Origin of the sequence: Citrobacter sp. Cf072 (assembly GCF_030334485.1) — a bacterium.
Lineage (GTDB): Bacteria > Pseudomonadota > Gammaproteobacteria > Enterobacterales > Enterobacteriaceae > Citrobacter > Citrobacter freundii.
Map to the genome: position 1 here is coordinate 23,900 of NZ_JAOWDX010000046.1, position 16,881 is coordinate 40,780.

The window sequence follows — 16,881 nt, forward strand, 5'->3', positions numbered from 1 at the left end:
ACCCGAAGGTGCAGTTCTTTGCGTGGCCAGGCGATCCCATGCAAGATCGCCTAAAGTCATCGCTACACTACCACTACATTCCTTTGCGAAGAACAATTACCAGGTTTTACCAATGTTAAACTGGAACTGTTCCGCTTTGTCTCCATCGTACTTCTTGAACGGCTGGGCGTAGGAGAAAACCAACGGCCCCAATGGGGACATCCATTGTAAAGCGATACCCGCTGACATACGGATATTACTTGGATCACTGTAGTCCGGCACACCTATAGCACGTGTTTGAGCGCTATCCTGCCAGTTAGTATCCCAAACGGTACCCATATCCCAGAAGAACGAGGTACGAACCGAGTTGGCATACTTGTCGCTAATGAACGGCGTTGGGGTAATAAACTCCAGGCTGGCGACAGCCATGGCGTTACCGCCCACTGCGTCATCCGATTTACAGTCCTTACCGTCCGCGTTGGAACACTCTTCGTAGTCACTATTATCAGAACCACTGGCGTAAGCACCGTTTTTGTAGACTGCTTTTGGACCGATAGTATTCGACTGGAAGCCACGCACGGTGCTGGAACCACCTGCATAGAAGTTCTCATAGAACGGCATTTCTTTGCTGCCAATACCGTCGCCATAGCCTACCTTCGTACGTCCTAAAACCACCCACTTGTGATCGTCATCGATCGGCACATAGGTCGCGGTATCCATCGACACTTTGTAGTATTCGTTATCAGAACCCGGAATGGTCACTTTACCGTTCAGGTTGACGCGTGTACCGTCCGTTGGGAAATACCCACGGTCCAGTTTGTTGTACGTCCAACCGTAGTTAAAGGTGAAGTCATCAGCGGCAAAGCTGTTGGTATTGGTCTCGCCCATTGACTCTAGATAACGATCCATCGCAACCTGCGGCTGCATGTTGGACAGTTTGTTATGTACATAACCTAGGCCGGCACGCAACGTGTTGTATTCGTTTACCGGGAAGCCAAGCGTTACGTCTGTACCATAACTTTTGTTGGTATAGTCGGACAGATCCGCATCATTCGCTTCAAAGTCGTTATAGAAGACACGGCCACCCAGGCTCACACCATCAACGGTGAAGTACGGGTTAGTCACAGACAACTCAGTATAGGTCTGGTAGTCGTTTTTGGTGCCGTTGATGCCAACAGAATAACCGGTACCTAACCAGTTATCTTGCTGAACGCCAGCCTGGAAGCTCACGCCGCTCTCGGTACCGTAACCGACGCCGAAGTTAAAGCTACCGGTGTTACGCTCTTTGACCTTGTAGACTACATCAACCTGATCCGGTCTGCCCGGAACACGCTGAGTATCGGTATCAACTGTTTCAAAGTAACCCAGACGGTTCAGACGCTCTTTACCCTGGTCGACCAGATCGCTGCCCAACCATGCACCTTCCATCTGACGCATTTCGCGACGCAGAACGGAATCTTTAGAGGTGTCGTTACCTTCAAAACGAATCTTACGCACATAGAAACGGTTACCCGCATCCACGTTTACGCGTAATTTAACGGTTTTGTCAGCGTCGTTGATTTCAGGCTGCGACTGTACGCGCGGATAGGCATAGCCATAGCGACCCAGGAGCTTCTTGATATCATCTTCCATTTTGGTCACTTTGGTGCCGTTATAGAGTTCACCTGGCTCGATCTTCGTCAGGGTCTCAATTTCGGCGGAGTGCCCGGCCAGGTTACCGCTCACCTGAACACCAGAAAGCTTGTACTGCTCGCCTTCTGTGATGTTAACGGTGATGTAGATACCTTTTTTATCCGGCGTCAGGCTGACCTGAGTGGAATCGATATTGAAGCGGGCATAACCGCGATCCAGATAGTAACTGCGCAGGGTTTCAAGGTCGCCCGCCAGTTTCTGTTTCTGGTATTTGCGATCGCCCACCACGTTCCACCACGGCACTTCGTCACGTAACTGGAAGTGAGAGATAAGTTCGTCAGTCGTGAAGGCATGGTTGCCGACGATATTGATCTGTTGGATCTTCGCCGAAACACCTTCCTGGAAGACCAGTTTGAGGTCAACGCGGTTACGCGGCAACGGCGTCACCACCGCTTTCACACTGGCGCTGTACTTACCGACGCTATAGTAGAAATCTTCCAGGCCTTTTTCGATATCGGCAAGCGTGGTGCGATCCAGAGACTCGCCAACACGCACACCAGACGCCTCGAGGTTTTGCTTGAGCATGTCATCTTTCACCGATTTATTACCGGAGAAAGTGATGCTGGCAATCGTCGGACGCTCTTTTACCTGAACCAGAAGGGTATCACCATCGCGCAGGACGCGGACATCCTCAAAGTTACCGGTGGCGAACAGAGCACGAATGGTATTACTGATGTCTTCATCATTAACCGTGTCGCCTGTGCGCACCGGCATACTGAGGAGAGCCGCACCAACGGCGACTCGCTGTAGGCCTTCGAAATGAATGTCCTTCACTACGAACCCTTCAGCACCGTATACGGTGGCGCTGCTAAACAGCAGCGACGCTATGAGCAACTTTTTCATCGCCATCGTTATTATGCGTTCTTCCTAACACTCTCTTACAACCGAGAGAAATCATTGAAAAGTGCAAGCCCCATTAACAACACCAGCAAGATAGAGCCAATGCGATAACTAAAGTCTTGAACCCGCTCGGATACCGGACCGCCCTTCAGCTTTTCAATCGCCAGGAACAGCAGATGCCCCCCGTCAAGAACGGGCAACGGAAACAGGTTGATTATCCCTAAGTTCACGCTGATAAGCGCAAGGAACATCAGGTAATAAATAATCCCGAATTCCGCTGACATCCCAGCCCCCTGGGCGATAGAAATCGGCCCACTGAGGTTGTTCAGTTTTACATCACCGGTAATCAATTTTCCCAGCATACTGACCGTCAGCTTCATCAACTGCCACGTTTTATCCGAGGCTTCGAGGACGGCGCTGAATGGCCCATACTGGCGTACAGTCTTATACTCATCAGGCAGAGGAATAACTTTAGGCACCACGCCCGCAAAACCTTCTGCCTTCCCGTTAACCTGTTTTGAATCTGGGGTTAACGTTAAAGACAAGGAACTTCCTTGTCTTTCAATATCTAGCGCTAACGGCTTATCCGGATTATCGCGCACCAGCGTCACAAACGTCATCCATTGCGTCAGCGGCTGACCATTGACTTTAACGATCCTGTCGCCTGCTTGCAAACCTGCCTTACTTGCAGCGGAGTTAACCTGCACTTCTGACAGCACCGGTTCAATCTGCGGACCGCGCGGACGAATCCCTAAACTGGAGACGGGATCCTCTTTGTCTGGCTCAAATGCCCACTGACGTAAATCCAGCGTTTTGTCCTGACGCTGGTTACTGCCAAACTGCGCTACGCTGAGAGTCGTATGCTCATCGCCAATTTTGGCTACCAGTTGCAATCTCACGGCATCCCAATCAGGGGTTTCGATACCATCAACCGCTTTTAGTTCCGTACCCGGCTGAATTTGCGCCTGCGCGGCAATCGAGTTGGGTGTTATTTCACCAACAACCGGACGAACGCCAGGGACACCGATGATAAACACCAGCCAGTAAGCGAAAATAGCAAAAAGGAAGTTTGCAATCGGACCTGCGGCGATGATGGCTGCGCGTTGTCCAACCGTTTTATTGTTGAAGGCGTAATGGCGCAACTCCGGTGCGACTGGTTCAGCGCGCTCATCCAGCATTTTGACGTAACCGCCGAGGGGAATCAGGGCGATAACGTATTCCGTACCTAATTTATCGGTACGCCGCCAAAGCGCTTTTCCAAAACCAATGGAAAAGCGTTCGACGCGGACTCCGCAGCGCCGCGCAACCCAGAAATGACCAAATTCATGCACGGTGATAAGCACACCAAGTGCGACAATGAATGCAGCCAGATTCCAGAGAATACTCAGCATAAGACCATCCGTTAGAGCGTCCTGAATACCAGTAACAACAGGCAGGCAAAGACCGGTACCGCAGCCGTCAGGCTATCAATACGGTCCAGAATACCGCCGTGTCCTGGAATTAAGTGACCACTGTCCTTAATACCTGCTTCACGCTTAAACATACTCTCGGTCAGGTCACCCAGCACGGAGGCCAGGGCTGCAACAATGGAGCAAATGAGCAAGGTGACAGGCGCAACTTCAAGATTCGCCCACATGCCATAACCCCATGAGATTACGGCCGCAGTGGCGAGTCCGCCAATAAAACCCTGCCAGGTTTTACCAGGAGAAACCTTCGGTGCCAGCTTATGTTTGCCAAACAGCTTACCAAACATATACGCACCCGAGTCCGCTCCCCAAACGAGGATCATGACATACAGCAGCCATAGCGCGCCACTATAATGATTCTCATCATAGTGCCATGCACGTAGCGCCAGCATTCCCCAAAAGAACGGAACAATGGTTAACACGCCGAAAATTATGCGTAATGTTTTGGAATTACGCCAGACCGACGCAGAGCCGGGATAAAACAATACCAGCAACAGCGCCACGGCCCACCAGCCCAGCGACGCCCACAGCGATACTTCAACCAGCGGCTGATGAATATTGCGATGGTATTCCGGCAGTAAGAACAGCATTAGCGCCAGCAATAGCCCGCACAAAACCGCCAGCCAGACTCGCTGTGTACGCGTGGTAAAACCGCTTAACTGTCCCCATTCCCAGGCGGCCAGCATACAAACGACCAGCGTGACAATGGCGAACCCCACCGGCGGCAGCAAAAACAGCGCCGCGATGACAACGGGTATTAAAACAAAAGCAGAAATCAGGCGATACTTCAGCAAAAGCGACCCCCATCAGGCTTTTTCATCACCGGGCTCGGTGCCGCCGAAACGACGCTCACGATTAGCAAAGGCATGCAGCGCACCTTCAAAGTCTTGTTCATCGAAATCGGGCCAGAGAACATCCGTAAAGTAAAGTTCGGCATAGGCAATTTGCCACAACAGAAAATTACTAATTCGATGCTCTCCCCCAGTCCTTATCACTAAATCCACAGGAGCCAGTTCATGCATACAAATTTGCTGCCCAAGCATCTCTTCATCGATTTGCTCTGGACGCAGCAGACCATCCTGCACCTGTTGTGCCAGTTGCCTGACACCCTGGACTATATCCCACCGTCCACCGTAATTCGCTGCAATATTCAGCGTCAACCCGGTATTCTGGGCAGTAATCGCTTCTGATTTGCGAATCCGTTCTTGCAAACGAGAGTTAAATCGACTGATATCCCCGATAATACGCAGACGTACGTTATGGCGGTGCAGGTTTTTCACTTCACTATCAAGTGCCCACACAAACAGTTCCATTAACGCGCTCACTTCCTGCGCAGGTCGGTTCCAGTTCTCACTGCTAAAGGCATACAGCGTTAACGCATCAATACCGTTATTGGCAGCAAAAGAGACAGCCCGGCGGACGGATTTTGCTCCGGCCTTATGCCCAAAGGCGCGAATCTTCCCTTGCTTTTTCGCCCAGCGGCCATTGCCATCCATGATAATTGCGACATGGCGACAACCATGTGCTGGCAAATTTTCGCTTAATGGTTTAGTTGCAGACAACATAACGCGTTATTAGTCCCTGAAAGGATTTACGGTACTCAGGAATACTGAAGCCCATCCACAAAAAAGCCGTGTCAAACCACGGCTTACCCGACCGAAAAAAAGCAAATACCCGCGATCGGGTGGCGCAGACTATATCACTGAAGCCCAACGCTAACAAATAGCACGATTCTCCGTAGAGGGATTATCATCAGCTTGAGAGTCGCATCACTTCTTTTCTGGCGACGTCCCGCGCGATGGCATCAACCTTCAGCACGTCATCAACGCTCTGCGGCTCCTGCAAATCCATCTTATCCAGCACGGATAAATTCAGGTCAGCAATATCGGTAAATCGGATCTGCTGCGCCAGAAACGCGGCAACCGTAATTTCATTCGCGGCATTAAGTGCAGTCGTCGCCGCCTGCCCTTGCTCAAACGCGTCCATCGCCAGCTTCAGGCACGGATAACGCTGGTAATCAGGTGCTGAAAACGTCAGCGCACTGAGTTTGCAAAAATCGACAGGCTTAACACCGGACGTCACTCGTTCTGGCCATGCCATGGTATGGGCAATAGGTGTACGCATGTCCGGTTCACCCAACTGCGCCAGAACACTACCATCCTGATAACGGACCATCGAATGAATAACCGACTGCGGGTGAATCAGCACTTCCATCTGGCTTGCACTGGCATTAAATAACCAACGCGCTTCAATGTATTCCAGACCTTTGTTCATCATGGTGGCGGAATCGACAGAGATTTTTCGTCCCATCGACCAATTCGGATGACGACATGCCTGATCGGGGGTCATAGAGACCAGATCGCGCAATGGCGTTTCACGGAATGGGCCACCAGACCCGGTAAGCAGAACTGACATAACGCCGTTTTGCTCAAGGTCAGCGTATCCCAGATTGTGTTGGATAGGTTGCGGTAAACTCTGAAAAATCGCGTTATGCTCGCTATCTACCGGCAAAAGCTGCGCTTTGTGGCGTTTCACGTCGTCCATAAACAGACGACCGCAGGTCACCAGAGACTCTTTGTTCGCCAGTAAAATACTTTTGCTCGCACGAATTGCCGCCAGCGTTGGCAATAAGCCCGCTGCGCCGACAATTGCCGCCATGACCTGATCAACATCATCCAGCGCAGCCATATCACAGGCAGCCTGCTGACCGCTCATGACCTCAGTGCGACTGCCCTGCTCCAGCAGAGCTGCTTTTACCAACGCAGCGCTTTTTTCATCGTCCATTACCGCATAGCGAGGAGAAAACTCCAGGCATTGCTCTACCATGCGGGCGACATTTTTACCCGCCACCAACGCAGTAACACGAAATTTTTCCGGGTTATGGCGTACTACATCCAGCGTACTGCAACCAATGGAACCGGTTGATCCCAGGATGGTTAATTGCTTCATGAGACATCCAGAAGAATTTTACCCTTTAAGGTATATAGACAGAAAAAAGCAAAACGCCGCCATCCAGCCTTCTCAGGCCTTCTAAGCGGCGTTTTTAGCGTACAGGCGAATCAGAACTGCATCAGTTCCGCTTCTTTCTCTGCCAGCGCCGCATCAACTTTCTTGATTGCAGCGTCAGTCAGTTTCTGTACGTCGTCCTGAGAACGGCGATCGTCATCTTCGCTGATCTCTTTTTCTTTCAACAACGCTTTCACTTTGTCGTTTGCATCGCGGCGTACATTACGTACCGCAACACGCGCGCCTTCAGCTTCGCCACGCACGATCTTGGTCAGATCTTTACGACGTTCTTCAGTCAGCGGCGGCAGCGGAACGCGGATGTCGGAACCCGCAGAGCTTGGATTCAGACCGAGGTCGGAAGCCATGATGGCTTTCTCAACGGCTGGCCCCATAGAACGGTCAAACACGTTGATTTTCAGGGTACGGGAATCTTCAACCGTTACGCTTGCCAGTTGGCGCAGCGGAGTCGGTGTGCCGTAATATTCCACGACAATACCATCCAGCAGGCTAGGAGAAGCACGACCCGTGCGAATTTTGCTGATTTGGTTTTTGAACGCTTCGACGCATTTGTCCATGCGTACTTCAGCATCTTTTCTGATATCGTTGATCACGTTACGAATCCTTGAAAGCTTGTTTCAGTCAGACCATACCCGCCGCGCAAGATGTGACAAGTATAGTCTTGATTAATTTTGAGGGACGTATCCCGCGACATTAAAGCGGAATATTACCTGCATTTAGCCGCAACGGGAATTATTCCGTGATTAACGTGCCTTCTTTTTCACCCATAACAACACGGCGCAGTGCACCTGGTTTGTTCATGTTAAAGACACGAATCGGTAATTTGTGGTCACGAGCCAGCGTGAACGCAGCCAGATCCATGACTTTCAGCTCTTTATCCAGTACTTCAGTGTAGGTCAACTGTTCGTACATGGTCGCCGTCGGATCTTTAGCCGGGTCGGCAGTAAATACGCCATCGACTTTGGTGGCTTTCAGTACCACATCCGCTTCAATTTCAATACCACGCAGGCAGGCTGCTGAATCGGTGGTGAAGAACGGATTGCCGGTACCCGCAGACAAAATAACAACGCGGTTGTTACGCAGCAGGCTGATAGCTTCAGCCCAACTGTAGTTATCACACACGCCGTTCAGAGGAATTGCGGACATCAAGCGAGCGTTCACATAGGCGCGGTGAAGCGCATCGCGCATCGCCAGACCGTTCATTACGGTGGCTAACATGCCCATGTGGTCGCCCACAACGCGGTTCATCCCTGCTTTCGCCAGACCAGCGCCACGGAACAGGTTACCACCACCAATCACTACGCCAACCTGAATACCCAGCTCAACCAGCTCTTTGATTTCCTGAGCCATGCGGTCAAGGATGCTTGCATCAATACCGAAGCCTTCCGAACCTTGCAGAGCTTCGCCACTTAACTTAAGCAGAATACGTTTGTAGACGGGTTTTGCATTGGTAGCCATGTTTCTTTCCTGAGACTGTCAACGAATGAGATGAGTTAATTCCAGCGACATTGTATGTCGCTTTTCAGCAGGACCACTATAGCGGTTCGCTGAATTTACAAGCCAGACACAAAAAGAAGCCGCCCTCAGGCGGCTCCTTTCAAAATTAAGACTGCTTGGACATCGCAGCAACTTCTGCTGCAAAGTCAGTCTCAACTTTCTCGATGCCTTCACCCACTTCAAAGCGGATGAAGCCTGTTACGTCAGCGTTATGCTCTTTCAGCAGCTGACCAACAGATTTGCTCGGTTCCATGACGAAAGGCTGACCGGTCAGAGAAACTTCGCCGGTGAATTTCTTCATGCGGCCTTCAACCATTTTCTCTGCGATTTCTTTCGGCTTGCCAGACTGCATAGCGATGTCCAGCTGAACCTGGTATTCTTTTTCTACCACTTCAGCGGAAACGTCTTCCGGCTTAACGAATTCTGGTTTGCTTGCAGCAACGTGCATTGCCAGCTGTTTAACCAGTTCTTCGTCAGCGCCAGTTGCAGCAACCAGAACACCGATACGAGCACCATGCTGGTAGTTACCCAGAACTTCGCCTTCCAGGGAAGCAACGCGACGGATGTTGATGTTCTCACCGATTTTAGCAACCAGAGCAACACGTTCTTCTTCGAACTGTGCTTTCAGAACTTCAACGTCAGTGATTTTGCCAGCAACGGCAGCGTCCAGTACTTTGTCAGCAAATGCCTGGAAACCAGCATCTTTAGCAACGAAGTCAGTCTGGCAGTTAACTTCCAGAATGAAAGCGATATTGCCGTCGATTTTGGTTTTGATTACGCCGTCAGCAGCAACGTTGCCTGCTTTTTTCGCCGCTTTGATTGCACCGGACTTACGCATGTTTTCGATTGCCAGCTCGATGTCGCCATTAGCTTCAGTCAGTGCTTTTTTGCAATCCATCATGCCTGCGCCAGTACGCTCACGCAGCTCTTTTACCAGGGATGCGGTAATTTCAGCCATTCTAAAATCCTCGGAAGATTTGATCTGCCCGGCATGAAACCGCACAGATTTAAAAGTGAAAAAGGGGGCCATATACAGGCCCCCTAACCAAACGTGATACTACCTGGTCTATAAGGGCTCTAACGAGCGTGCCTTATTATTCAGCTTCTACGAAGCTTTCTTCCGCCTGGGAAGCCAGATCCTGAGAACGGCCTTCACGAACGGTAGTAGCTACAGCGCCCAGGTACAGGGTCACAGCACGGATTGCGTCGTCGTTACCCGGGATAACGAAGTCAACACCATCCGGATCAGAGTTGGTATCAACGATAGCAAATACTGGGATACCCAGGTTGTTTGCTTCTTTGATAGCAATGTGCTCGTGGTCAGCATCGATTACGAACAGAGCGTCCGGCAGACCGCCCATGTCTTTGATACCGCCCAGGCTGTTTTCCAGTTTCTCAAGCTCACGAGTACGCATCAGCGCTTCTTTCTTGGTCAGCTTTTCGAAAGTACCGTCCTGAGACTGAGTTTCCAGATCTTTCAGACGTTTGATGGACTGACGAACGGTTTTCCAGTTAGTCAGCATACCGCCCAGCCAGCGATGGTTCACGAAGAACTGGTCGCAGCTGTTAGCAGCTTCTTTCACCGCTTCGCTTGCAGCGCGTTTAGTACCAACGAAAAGGATTTTACCTTTACGAGCAGAGATCTTGTTCAGTTCAGCCAGAGCTTCGTTGAACATCGGTACAGTTTTCTCAAGGTTGATGATGTGAACTTTGTTACGCGCACCGAAGATGAACGGCTTCATTTTCGGGTTCCAGTAACGGGTCTGGTGACCGAAGTGAACACCAGCCTTGAGCATGTCGCGCATGGAAACAGTTGCCATGATTAAAACCTCTATATATAAAAGTTGGGGTTAAGCCTCCACGCATCCCATATTACCGACCCCAAAGGGCACCCCGGAATATGTGCCGATACGTGTGTGTTGTTACACAAAGTGAGATTTGTCGCTCCCGTCCATCGTGTGTAGTCTTCGAATGGATCGGAAGTCCGGCGCGCTTTATACCACAAATACGCCATAGACACCAATAATTGTTGGCACTGTGTGCTGTTAATGATTCTCAATTTGGCAGCACGTATGCGGGACTGATACCATTGGCAGCACTTAAACAATTATTGCCGATATCATCGGCACTGATGGACAGAATTCATGGCTATCTCAATCAAGACCCCTGAAGAAATCGAAAAAATGCGCGTCGCTGGCCGCCTGGCCGCTGATGTACTGGAAATGATCGAACCGTTTGTTAAACCGGGCGTCAGCACCGGCGAACTGGATCGTATCTGTAATGACTATATCGTGAATGAGCAGCAGGCCATTTCCGCCTGCCTGGGTTACCACGGCTATCCGAAGTCCGTGTGTATCTCTATTAATGAAGTGGTGTGCCACGGGATCCCGGACGACGCCAAACTTCTGAAAGACGGCGATATCGTCAACATCGATGTGACTGTGATTAAAGACGAGTACCACGGCGACACCTCGAAAATGTTTATCGTCGGCAAACCTACTATTCTGGGCGAGCGTCTGTGCCGCGTCACGCAGGAAAGTCTGTATCTGGCGCTGCGGATGGTGAAACCGGGCATTCGCCTGCGCACGCTGGGCGCTGCAATTCAGAAATACGCGGAAGGTGAAGGTTTCTCTGTCGTTCGTGAATACTGCGGTCACGGTATCGGTCGCGGCTTCCATGAAGAGCCGCAGGTTCTGCACTACGATGCAGACGACGGCGGTGTGGTACTGCAGCCGGGCATGACGTTCACCGTAGAACCGATGCTGAATGCCGGTGATTACCGCATCCGCACCATGAAAGACGGCTGGACGGTGAAAACCAAAGACCGGAGCTTGTCTGCACAGTACGAGCATACTATTGTAGTGACGGAAAACGGCTGTGAGATTCTGACGTTACGCAAGGATGACACCATCCCGGCGATCATCACACACGGCGAATAATGTTTTGCCTGATGGCGATGCATTCGCATCTTATCAGGCCTACAAATTGTACTACTTAGTAGGCCGGGTAAGGCGTTCACGCCATCATCCGGCTTTTTAATGGGTGGCGCATAATGAATACTCTTCCTGAACAGCACGCAAATACTGCCCTCCCCACCCTGCCTGGCCAGCCACAAAACCCAGGGACATGGCCACAACACGACCTCAACTGCACCGGTATTAAAGCGCATATCGACACCTTCCAGAGCTGGTTAGGCGAAGCGTTTGACAGTGGAATTTCCGCAGAACAGCTCATTGAGGCCCGCACCGAATTTATTGATCAGTTGCTTCAGCGCCTGTGGATTGAAGCCGGTTTCGGTCAAATTGCCGACCTGGCGCTGGTTGCCGTTGGCGGCTACGGGCGCGGCGAACTGCATCCGCTCTCCGATATTGACCTGCTGATCCTCAGTCGTAAAAAGCTACCTGATTCGCAGGCAGAAAAAGTCGGTGAGCTGTTAACGCTGCTATGGGACGTGAGGCTGGAGGTTGGGCACAGCGTGCGTACGCTGGAAGAGTGTCTGCTGGAAGGATTGTCAGATTTAACCGTCGCCACTAACCTGATTGAAACACGCCTGCTTATCGGCGATGTGGCGTTATTTCTTGAGCTGCAAAAGCATATTTTTAGCGAAGGTTTCTGGCCGTCCGATAAATTTTACGCCGCCAAAGTGGAAGAGCAAAATCAGCGCCACCAGCGTTATCACGGCACCAGCTACAACCTGGAGCCGGATATCAAAAGCAGTCCCGGCGGCCTGCGCGATATCCATACTCTGCAATGGGTGGCCCGTCGCCATTTTGGCGCCACCTCGCTGGACGAAATGGTCGGCTTCGGCTTTTTGACGCTGGCAGAACGCGCCGAACTGAATGAATGTTTGCATATCCTGTGGCGGATTCGCTTCGCCCTGCATCTGGTCGTTAGTCGTTACGACAACCGCCTGCTGTTTGACCGCCAACTCAGCGTGGCGCAACGGCTAAACTACGGCGGCGAAGGCAACGAGCCGATCGAGCGGATGATGAAAGACTATTTCCGGGTCACGCGACGGGTCAGCGAACTGAACCATATGCTGTTGCAACTGTTCGACGAAGCGATCCTCGCCCTGCCAGCCGATGAAAAACCGCGCCCGATTGATGACGACTTTCAACTGCGCGGCACATTGATCGATCTGCGCAACGACGACCTGTTTATCCGTAAACCCGAAGCGATATTGCGGATGTTCTACATCATGGTACGTAACAGCGCGATCAGCGGGATTTACTCCACCACGCTGCGCCATTTGCGTCATGCCCGCCGTCATTTAACCCAGCCACTCTGCTACATTCCGGAAGCGCGTTCGCTGTTTCTCAGTATGTTGCGCCATCCGGGCGCGGTGAGTCGCGGCCTGCTGCCGATGCATCGGCACAGCGTTTTGTGGGCCTATATGCCGCAATGGTCGCACATTGTCGGCCAAATGCAGTTTGACCTGTTTCATGCCTATACGGTGGATGAGCACACTATCCGTGTGATGCTCAAGCTGGAGAGTTTTGCTAACGAAGAGACCCGTCCGCGCCATCCGCTGTGCGTGGATCTGTGGCCGCGCTTGCGACAGCCGGAGCTAATTCTGATTGCCGCGCTGTTCCACGATATCGCCAAAGGTCGCGGCGGCGATCACTCGGTTCTCGGCGCCCAGGACGTGCTCAAATTCGCCGAGCTGCACGGTCTGAACTCGCGTGAAACGCAACTGATCGTCTGGCTGGTGCGTCAGCATTTGCTGATGTCGGTGACCGCTCAGCGCCGTGATATTCAGGATCCGGAAGTGATCAAGCAATTCGCTGAAGAAGTACAAACGGAACATCGTCTGCGCTTTTTAGTGTGCCTGACCGTCGCGGATATTTGCGCTACTAACGAAACGCTGTGGAATAGCTGGAAGCAAAGTCTGCTGCGCGAGCTGTACTTTGCGACGGAAAAACAGCTACGTCGAGGGATGCAAAACACGCCAGATATGCGCGAACGCGTTCGCCATCATCAGCTTCAGGCACTGGCGCTACTGCGTATGGACAACATTGATGAAGAAGCGCTGCACCACATCTGGTCGCGCTGTCGCGCCAACTATTTCGTGCGCCACAGCCCAAATCAACTGGCCTGGCATGCGCGTCATCTGCTGCAGCACGATCTCAGTAAGCCGCTAATCCTGCTCAGCCCGCAGGCCACACGCGGTGGAACGGAAATTTTCATCTGGAGCCCCGATCGCCCTTACCTGTTTGCCGCCGTCTGCGCCGAACTGGACAGGCGCAATCTAAGCGTCCACGATGCGCAGATTTTCACTACCCGCGATGGGATGGCGATGGATACGTTCATCGTGCTGGAACCGGACGGCAGCCCGCTGTCTTCAGACAGACACGAAGCGATCCGTTTTGGACTGGAACAGGCCATCACGCAGCGCAGCTGGCAGCCACCGCAACCACGTCGTCAGCCGGCAAAATTACGCCACTTTACCGTCGATACCGAGGTTACTTTCCTGCCGACCCACACCGACCGAAAATCATTCCTTGAGCTTATCGCTCTCGACCAGCCTGGACTGCTGGCGCGGGTCGGGCAGATTTTTGCCGATCTGGGAATTTCGCTGCATGGCGCCCGAATTACAACCATTGGCGAGCGAGTAGAAGATTTATTCATAATCGCCACCGCCGACCGGCGCGCCCTTAATAATGAGCTGCAGCAGGAAGTGCATCAACGGTTGACAGAGGCCCTCAATCCAAACGATAAAGGGTGATGTTTTTATTTATTATGGAAAGAGTTTAACAATGCAGCAGTTACAGAACGTTATTGAGTCCGCTTTCGAGCGCCGTGCCGACATTACTCCGGCAAATGTAGATACCGTAACCCGCGAAGCGGTGAATCAGGTTATTGCTTTACTGGATTCCGGTGCACTGCGCGTCGCAGAAAAGATTGAGGGTCAGTGGGTCACGCATCAGTGGCTGAAAAAGGCGGTCCTGCTCTCTTTCCGTATTAACGATAATCAGGTTATCGAGGGTGCGGAAAGCCGTTACTTCGATAAAGTGCCGATGAAATTCGCCAACTACGACGAAGCACGCTTCCAGAAAGAAGGTTTCCGCGTGGTTCCGCCAGCGGCCGTACGCCAGGGTGCGTTTATCGCCCGTAACACCGTGCTGATGCCGTCTTACGTGAACATCGGCGCTTATGTGGATGAAGGTACGATGGTTGATACCTGGGCGACCGTGGGTTCCTGCGCGCAAATTGGTAAAAACGTTCACCTGTCCGGCGGCGTTGGCATCGGTGGCGTACTGGAGCCGTTACAGGCTAACCCGACCATCATCGAAGACAACTGCTTCATCGGCGCACGTTCTGAAGTGGTTGAAGGCGTGATCGTCGAAGAAGGCTCTGTTATCTCTATGGGCGTGTACATTGGTCAGAGCACCCGTATTTACGATCGTGAAACCGGCGAAGTGCATTATGGCCGCGTTCCGGCGGGCTCTGTGGTTGTCTCCGGCAACCTGCCGTCGAAAGATGGCAAATACAGCCTGTACTGCGCGGTGATTGTGAAGAAAGTCGATGCCAAAACGCGTGGCAAAGTAGGAATCAACGAACTGTTACGCACCATCGACTAACAGTGATTTGAAAAAGCGGGCTTAGCCCGCTTTTTTTACATCTGCGAGTGGCATAAACAAGGCTTTTCGTTAATTATTCAATGGTTATGGTGAGCTTAAGGGTACCGCTATGTATGACAATCTGAAAAGTCTGGGCATTACTAATCCTGAAGAAATCGATCGTTACAGCCTGCGGCAAGAAGCCAACAACGATATCCTGAAAATCTATTTCCAGAAGGATAAAGGCGAGTTTTTTGCCAAGAGCGTGAAGTTCAAATATCCCCGTCAGCGTAAAACGGTTGTCGCCGATGGCGTCGGCCAGGGTTACAAAGAAGTGCAGGAGATCAGTCCCAACCTGCGCTATGTGATCGACGAACTGGATCAGATCTGCCAGCGCGATCGCAGCGAAGTCGATCTTAAACGCAAGATCCTTGATGATTTACGTCATCTGGAAAGCGTCGTGACCAACAAGATCAGCGAAATTGAAGCCGATCTGGAAAAACTAACGCGTAAATAACCGCGAGTGAATGTGTTCGTAGGCCGGGTAAGGCGAAGCCGCCACCCGGCATTTTACCTGATAAGCGTAGCGCCAACAGGCAAGGAATTAATGCTGCTCATCCAGTTGTAGCGCGACATACAGCAGCAGTCGGTCGTCAAAATTCCCTAAATCCAGCCCGGTCAGCTCTGAAATTCGGTTCAGGCGATATTCCAGCGTATTACGGTGGATAAATAACGCTTTTGAGGTCGCCAGCGGCTGAACGTTATGCCGAAACCACGCCGCTAATGTTCGACGCAGTAAGCCGTTGTTATCCATTGCTTTCAGCCGTACCAGCGGACGCGCCAGCTCGTTGGCCTGCCAGCCGCCGCGCAGGCTGTCCAGCAGAACTGGCAGCATCAAATCCTGGTAGAAATAGCTACGGCTTTCCGGCATCCGTTGCTTGCCGACCATCATGGTCGTGCGCGCCGTACGATACGAACGGGCAATACTGCCTGGCCCGGTAAAATAGTTGCCCAGCGACACGCGAAAACGCAGCTGTCCGTTCTCTTTCATGCGAGCAATGAGCTGCTCAACACGCTTGCGGTGATCTTCCGCGTCCCAGCGACCAAACTGATTGAGCGCCGGTTTCAGCACCACCATCTCGGTCAGGGAAACAATCGCAATCAGATTATTACGTTCAGGCGTAGTCAAGGCGTTCTGCAATTGTTGTAGCTCCGCCATCGCGCTGTCAACGCCAAGCTGGCCACTATCAACCTCTACCACTGCCACCACGCGCGGCTGGTTCAAATCAATGCCTAAACGTTGCGCCCACTCCATCAGCGCCGGGGTATTCTCTTCCGCCTGAATCAGATTCATCACCAGTTCTTCACGCAGGCGGCTATCCTGCGCTAACAGATGCATCAGGCGCGACTGCTCCAGCATCATTTCGGCTGTCATGCACACCAGCTCGCCGTATTTACGTAGATGTTCCGGTTCACCGGTAAGCCCGATAACGCCAACGATTTCGCCTTCCAGACGCAACGGCAGGTTTATCCCCTGACGCACGCCGTGCAAATGCCTCGCCACTGCATCGTCAATGTCCACCACCCGGCCCTGCGAAAGCACCAGCAGCGCACCTTCGTGCAATTCACCAATGCGTTCGCGATCGCCACTGCCAATGATCCGCCCACGGGCATCCATTACGTTGATATTGGTATCAATGATGCGCATGGTTCGCGCCACGATATCCTGCGCCATTTTGGTATCAAGATGCCAGCCAGCCATAAACCCCTCCTGTGAGCAGAGCTCAAGCATAGGGAAGATAATAAGCGGCGACATTGTGCAA

General features: G+C 52.0%; 14 protein-coding genes. 4 read left to right on the forward strand and 10 right to left on the reverse strand.

The genetic code is table 11. The features are described 5' to 3' along the window. Positions 1–96: 96 nt before the first annotated feature. The 9 genes from bamA to rpsB all read right to left on the reverse strand — a co-directional run bounded on the left by bamA (position 97) and on the right by rpsB (position 10,318). The gene (gene bamA, locus OGX66_RS17350; RefSeq protein ID WP_003018536.1) at positions 97–2,520 is read right to left on the reverse strand and encodes an outer membrane protein assembly factor BamA; all 2,424 of its coding nucleotides are present in this window, start codon (positions 2,518–2,520) and stop codon (positions 97–99) included. 29 nt (positions 2,521–2,549) lie between these two features. Then, entirely contained in the window at positions 2,550–3,902 is a 1,353-nt protein-coding gene (gene rseP / locus OGX66_RS17355; protein WP_044714937.1) for a sigma E protease regulator RseP, read from the reverse strand. Positions 3,903–3,913: 11 nt separating this feature from the next. Further along, the gene (gene cdsA, locus OGX66_RS17360) at positions 3,914–4,771 is read right to left on the reverse strand and encodes a phosphatidate cytidylyltransferase (RefSeq protein ID WP_006686786.1); all 858 of its coding nucleotides are present in this window, start codon (positions 4,769–4,771) and stop codon (positions 3,914–3,916) included. 12 nt (positions 4,772–4,783) lie between these two features. After that, a complete protein-coding gene (ispU, locus tag OGX66_RS17365) occupies positions 4,784–5,542 on the reverse strand; it encodes a (2E,6E)-farnesyl-diphosphate-specific ditrans,polycis-undecaprenyl-diphosphate synthase (protein ID WP_003018543.1) in 759 nt (252 codons plus the stop codon). Positions 5,543–5,729: 187 nt separating this feature from the next. Further along, positions 5,730–6,926 (reverse strand): 1-deoxy-D-xylulose-5-phosphate reductoisomerase, encoded by a 1,197-nt coding sequence (ispC, locus tag OGX66_RS17370; RefSeq protein ID WP_048233869.1) that lies wholly within the window; start codon positions 6,924–6,926, stop codon positions 5,730–5,732. A 110-nt stretch (positions 6,927–7,036) separates the two neighbouring features. Further along, positions 7,037–7,594: a ribosome recycling factor gene (frr, locus tag OGX66_RS17375; RefSeq protein WP_003018547.1), complete on the reverse strand. Its 558-nt coding sequence runs from the start codon at positions 7,592–7,594 to the stop codon at positions 7,037–7,039. 139 nt (positions 7,595–7,733) lie between these two features. Next, entirely contained in the window at positions 7,734–8,459 is a 726-nt protein-coding gene (pyrH, locus tag OGX66_RS17380; protein ID WP_003018549.1) for a UMP kinase, read from the reverse strand. 145 nt (positions 8,460–8,604) lie between these two features. Next, positions 8,605–9,456, reverse strand: a complete 852-nt coding sequence (gene tsf, locus OGX66_RS17385; protein ID WP_003018551.1) for a translation elongation factor Ts — start codon at positions 9,454–9,456, stop codon at positions 8,605–8,607. Positions 9,457–9,592: 136 nt separating this feature from the next. Next, on the reverse strand, positions 9,593–10,318 hold the full coding sequence (rpsB, locus tag OGX66_RS17390; protein WP_003018553.1) for a 30S ribosomal protein S2: 726 nt from the start codon (positions 10,316–10,318) through the stop codon (positions 9,593–9,595). Positions 10,319–10,642: 324 nt separating this feature from the next. Here rpsB and map point away from each other — a divergent pair, with 324 nt between their 5' ends. The 4 genes from map to OGX66_RS17410 all read left to right on the forward strand — a co-directional run bounded on the left by map (position 10,643) and on the right by OGX66_RS17410 (position 15,575). Continuing rightward, entirely contained in the window at positions 10,643–11,437 is a 795-nt protein-coding gene (gene map, locus OGX66_RS17395; RefSeq protein WP_003018555.1) for a type I methionyl aminopeptidase, read from the forward strand. A 113-nt stretch (positions 11,438–11,550) separates the two neighbouring features. Then, positions 11,551–14,223 (forward strand): bifunctional uridylyltransferase/uridylyl-removing protein GlnD, encoded by a 2,673-nt coding sequence (gene glnD, locus OGX66_RS17400; RefSeq protein ID WP_003837534.1) that lies wholly within the window; start codon positions 11,551–11,553, stop codon positions 14,221–14,223. Positions 14,224–14,254: 31 nt separating this feature from the next. After that, the gene (dapD, locus tag OGX66_RS17405) at positions 14,255–15,079 is read left to right on the forward strand and encodes a 2,3,4,5-tetrahydropyridine-2,6-dicarboxylate N-succinyltransferase (protein ID WP_003837532.1); all 825 of its coding nucleotides are present in this window, start codon (positions 14,255–14,257) and stop codon (positions 15,077–15,079) included. Between the two features lie 109 nt (positions 15,080–15,188). Continuing rightward, on the forward strand, positions 15,189–15,575 hold the full coding sequence (locus tag OGX66_RS17410) for a DUF3461 family protein (RefSeq protein ID WP_003018562.1): 387 nt from the start codon (positions 15,189–15,191) through the stop codon (positions 15,573–15,575). Between the two features lie 87 nt (positions 15,576–15,662). On the opposite strand, the gene cdaR is transcribed toward OGX66_RS17410, so the two are convergent. Further along, entirely contained in the window at positions 15,663–16,820 is a 1,158-nt protein-coding gene (gene cdaR / locus OGX66_RS17415) for a DNA-binding transcriptional regulator CdaR (protein WP_003018564.1), read from the reverse strand. Between the last annotated feature and the right edge of the window lie 61 nt (positions 16,821–16,881).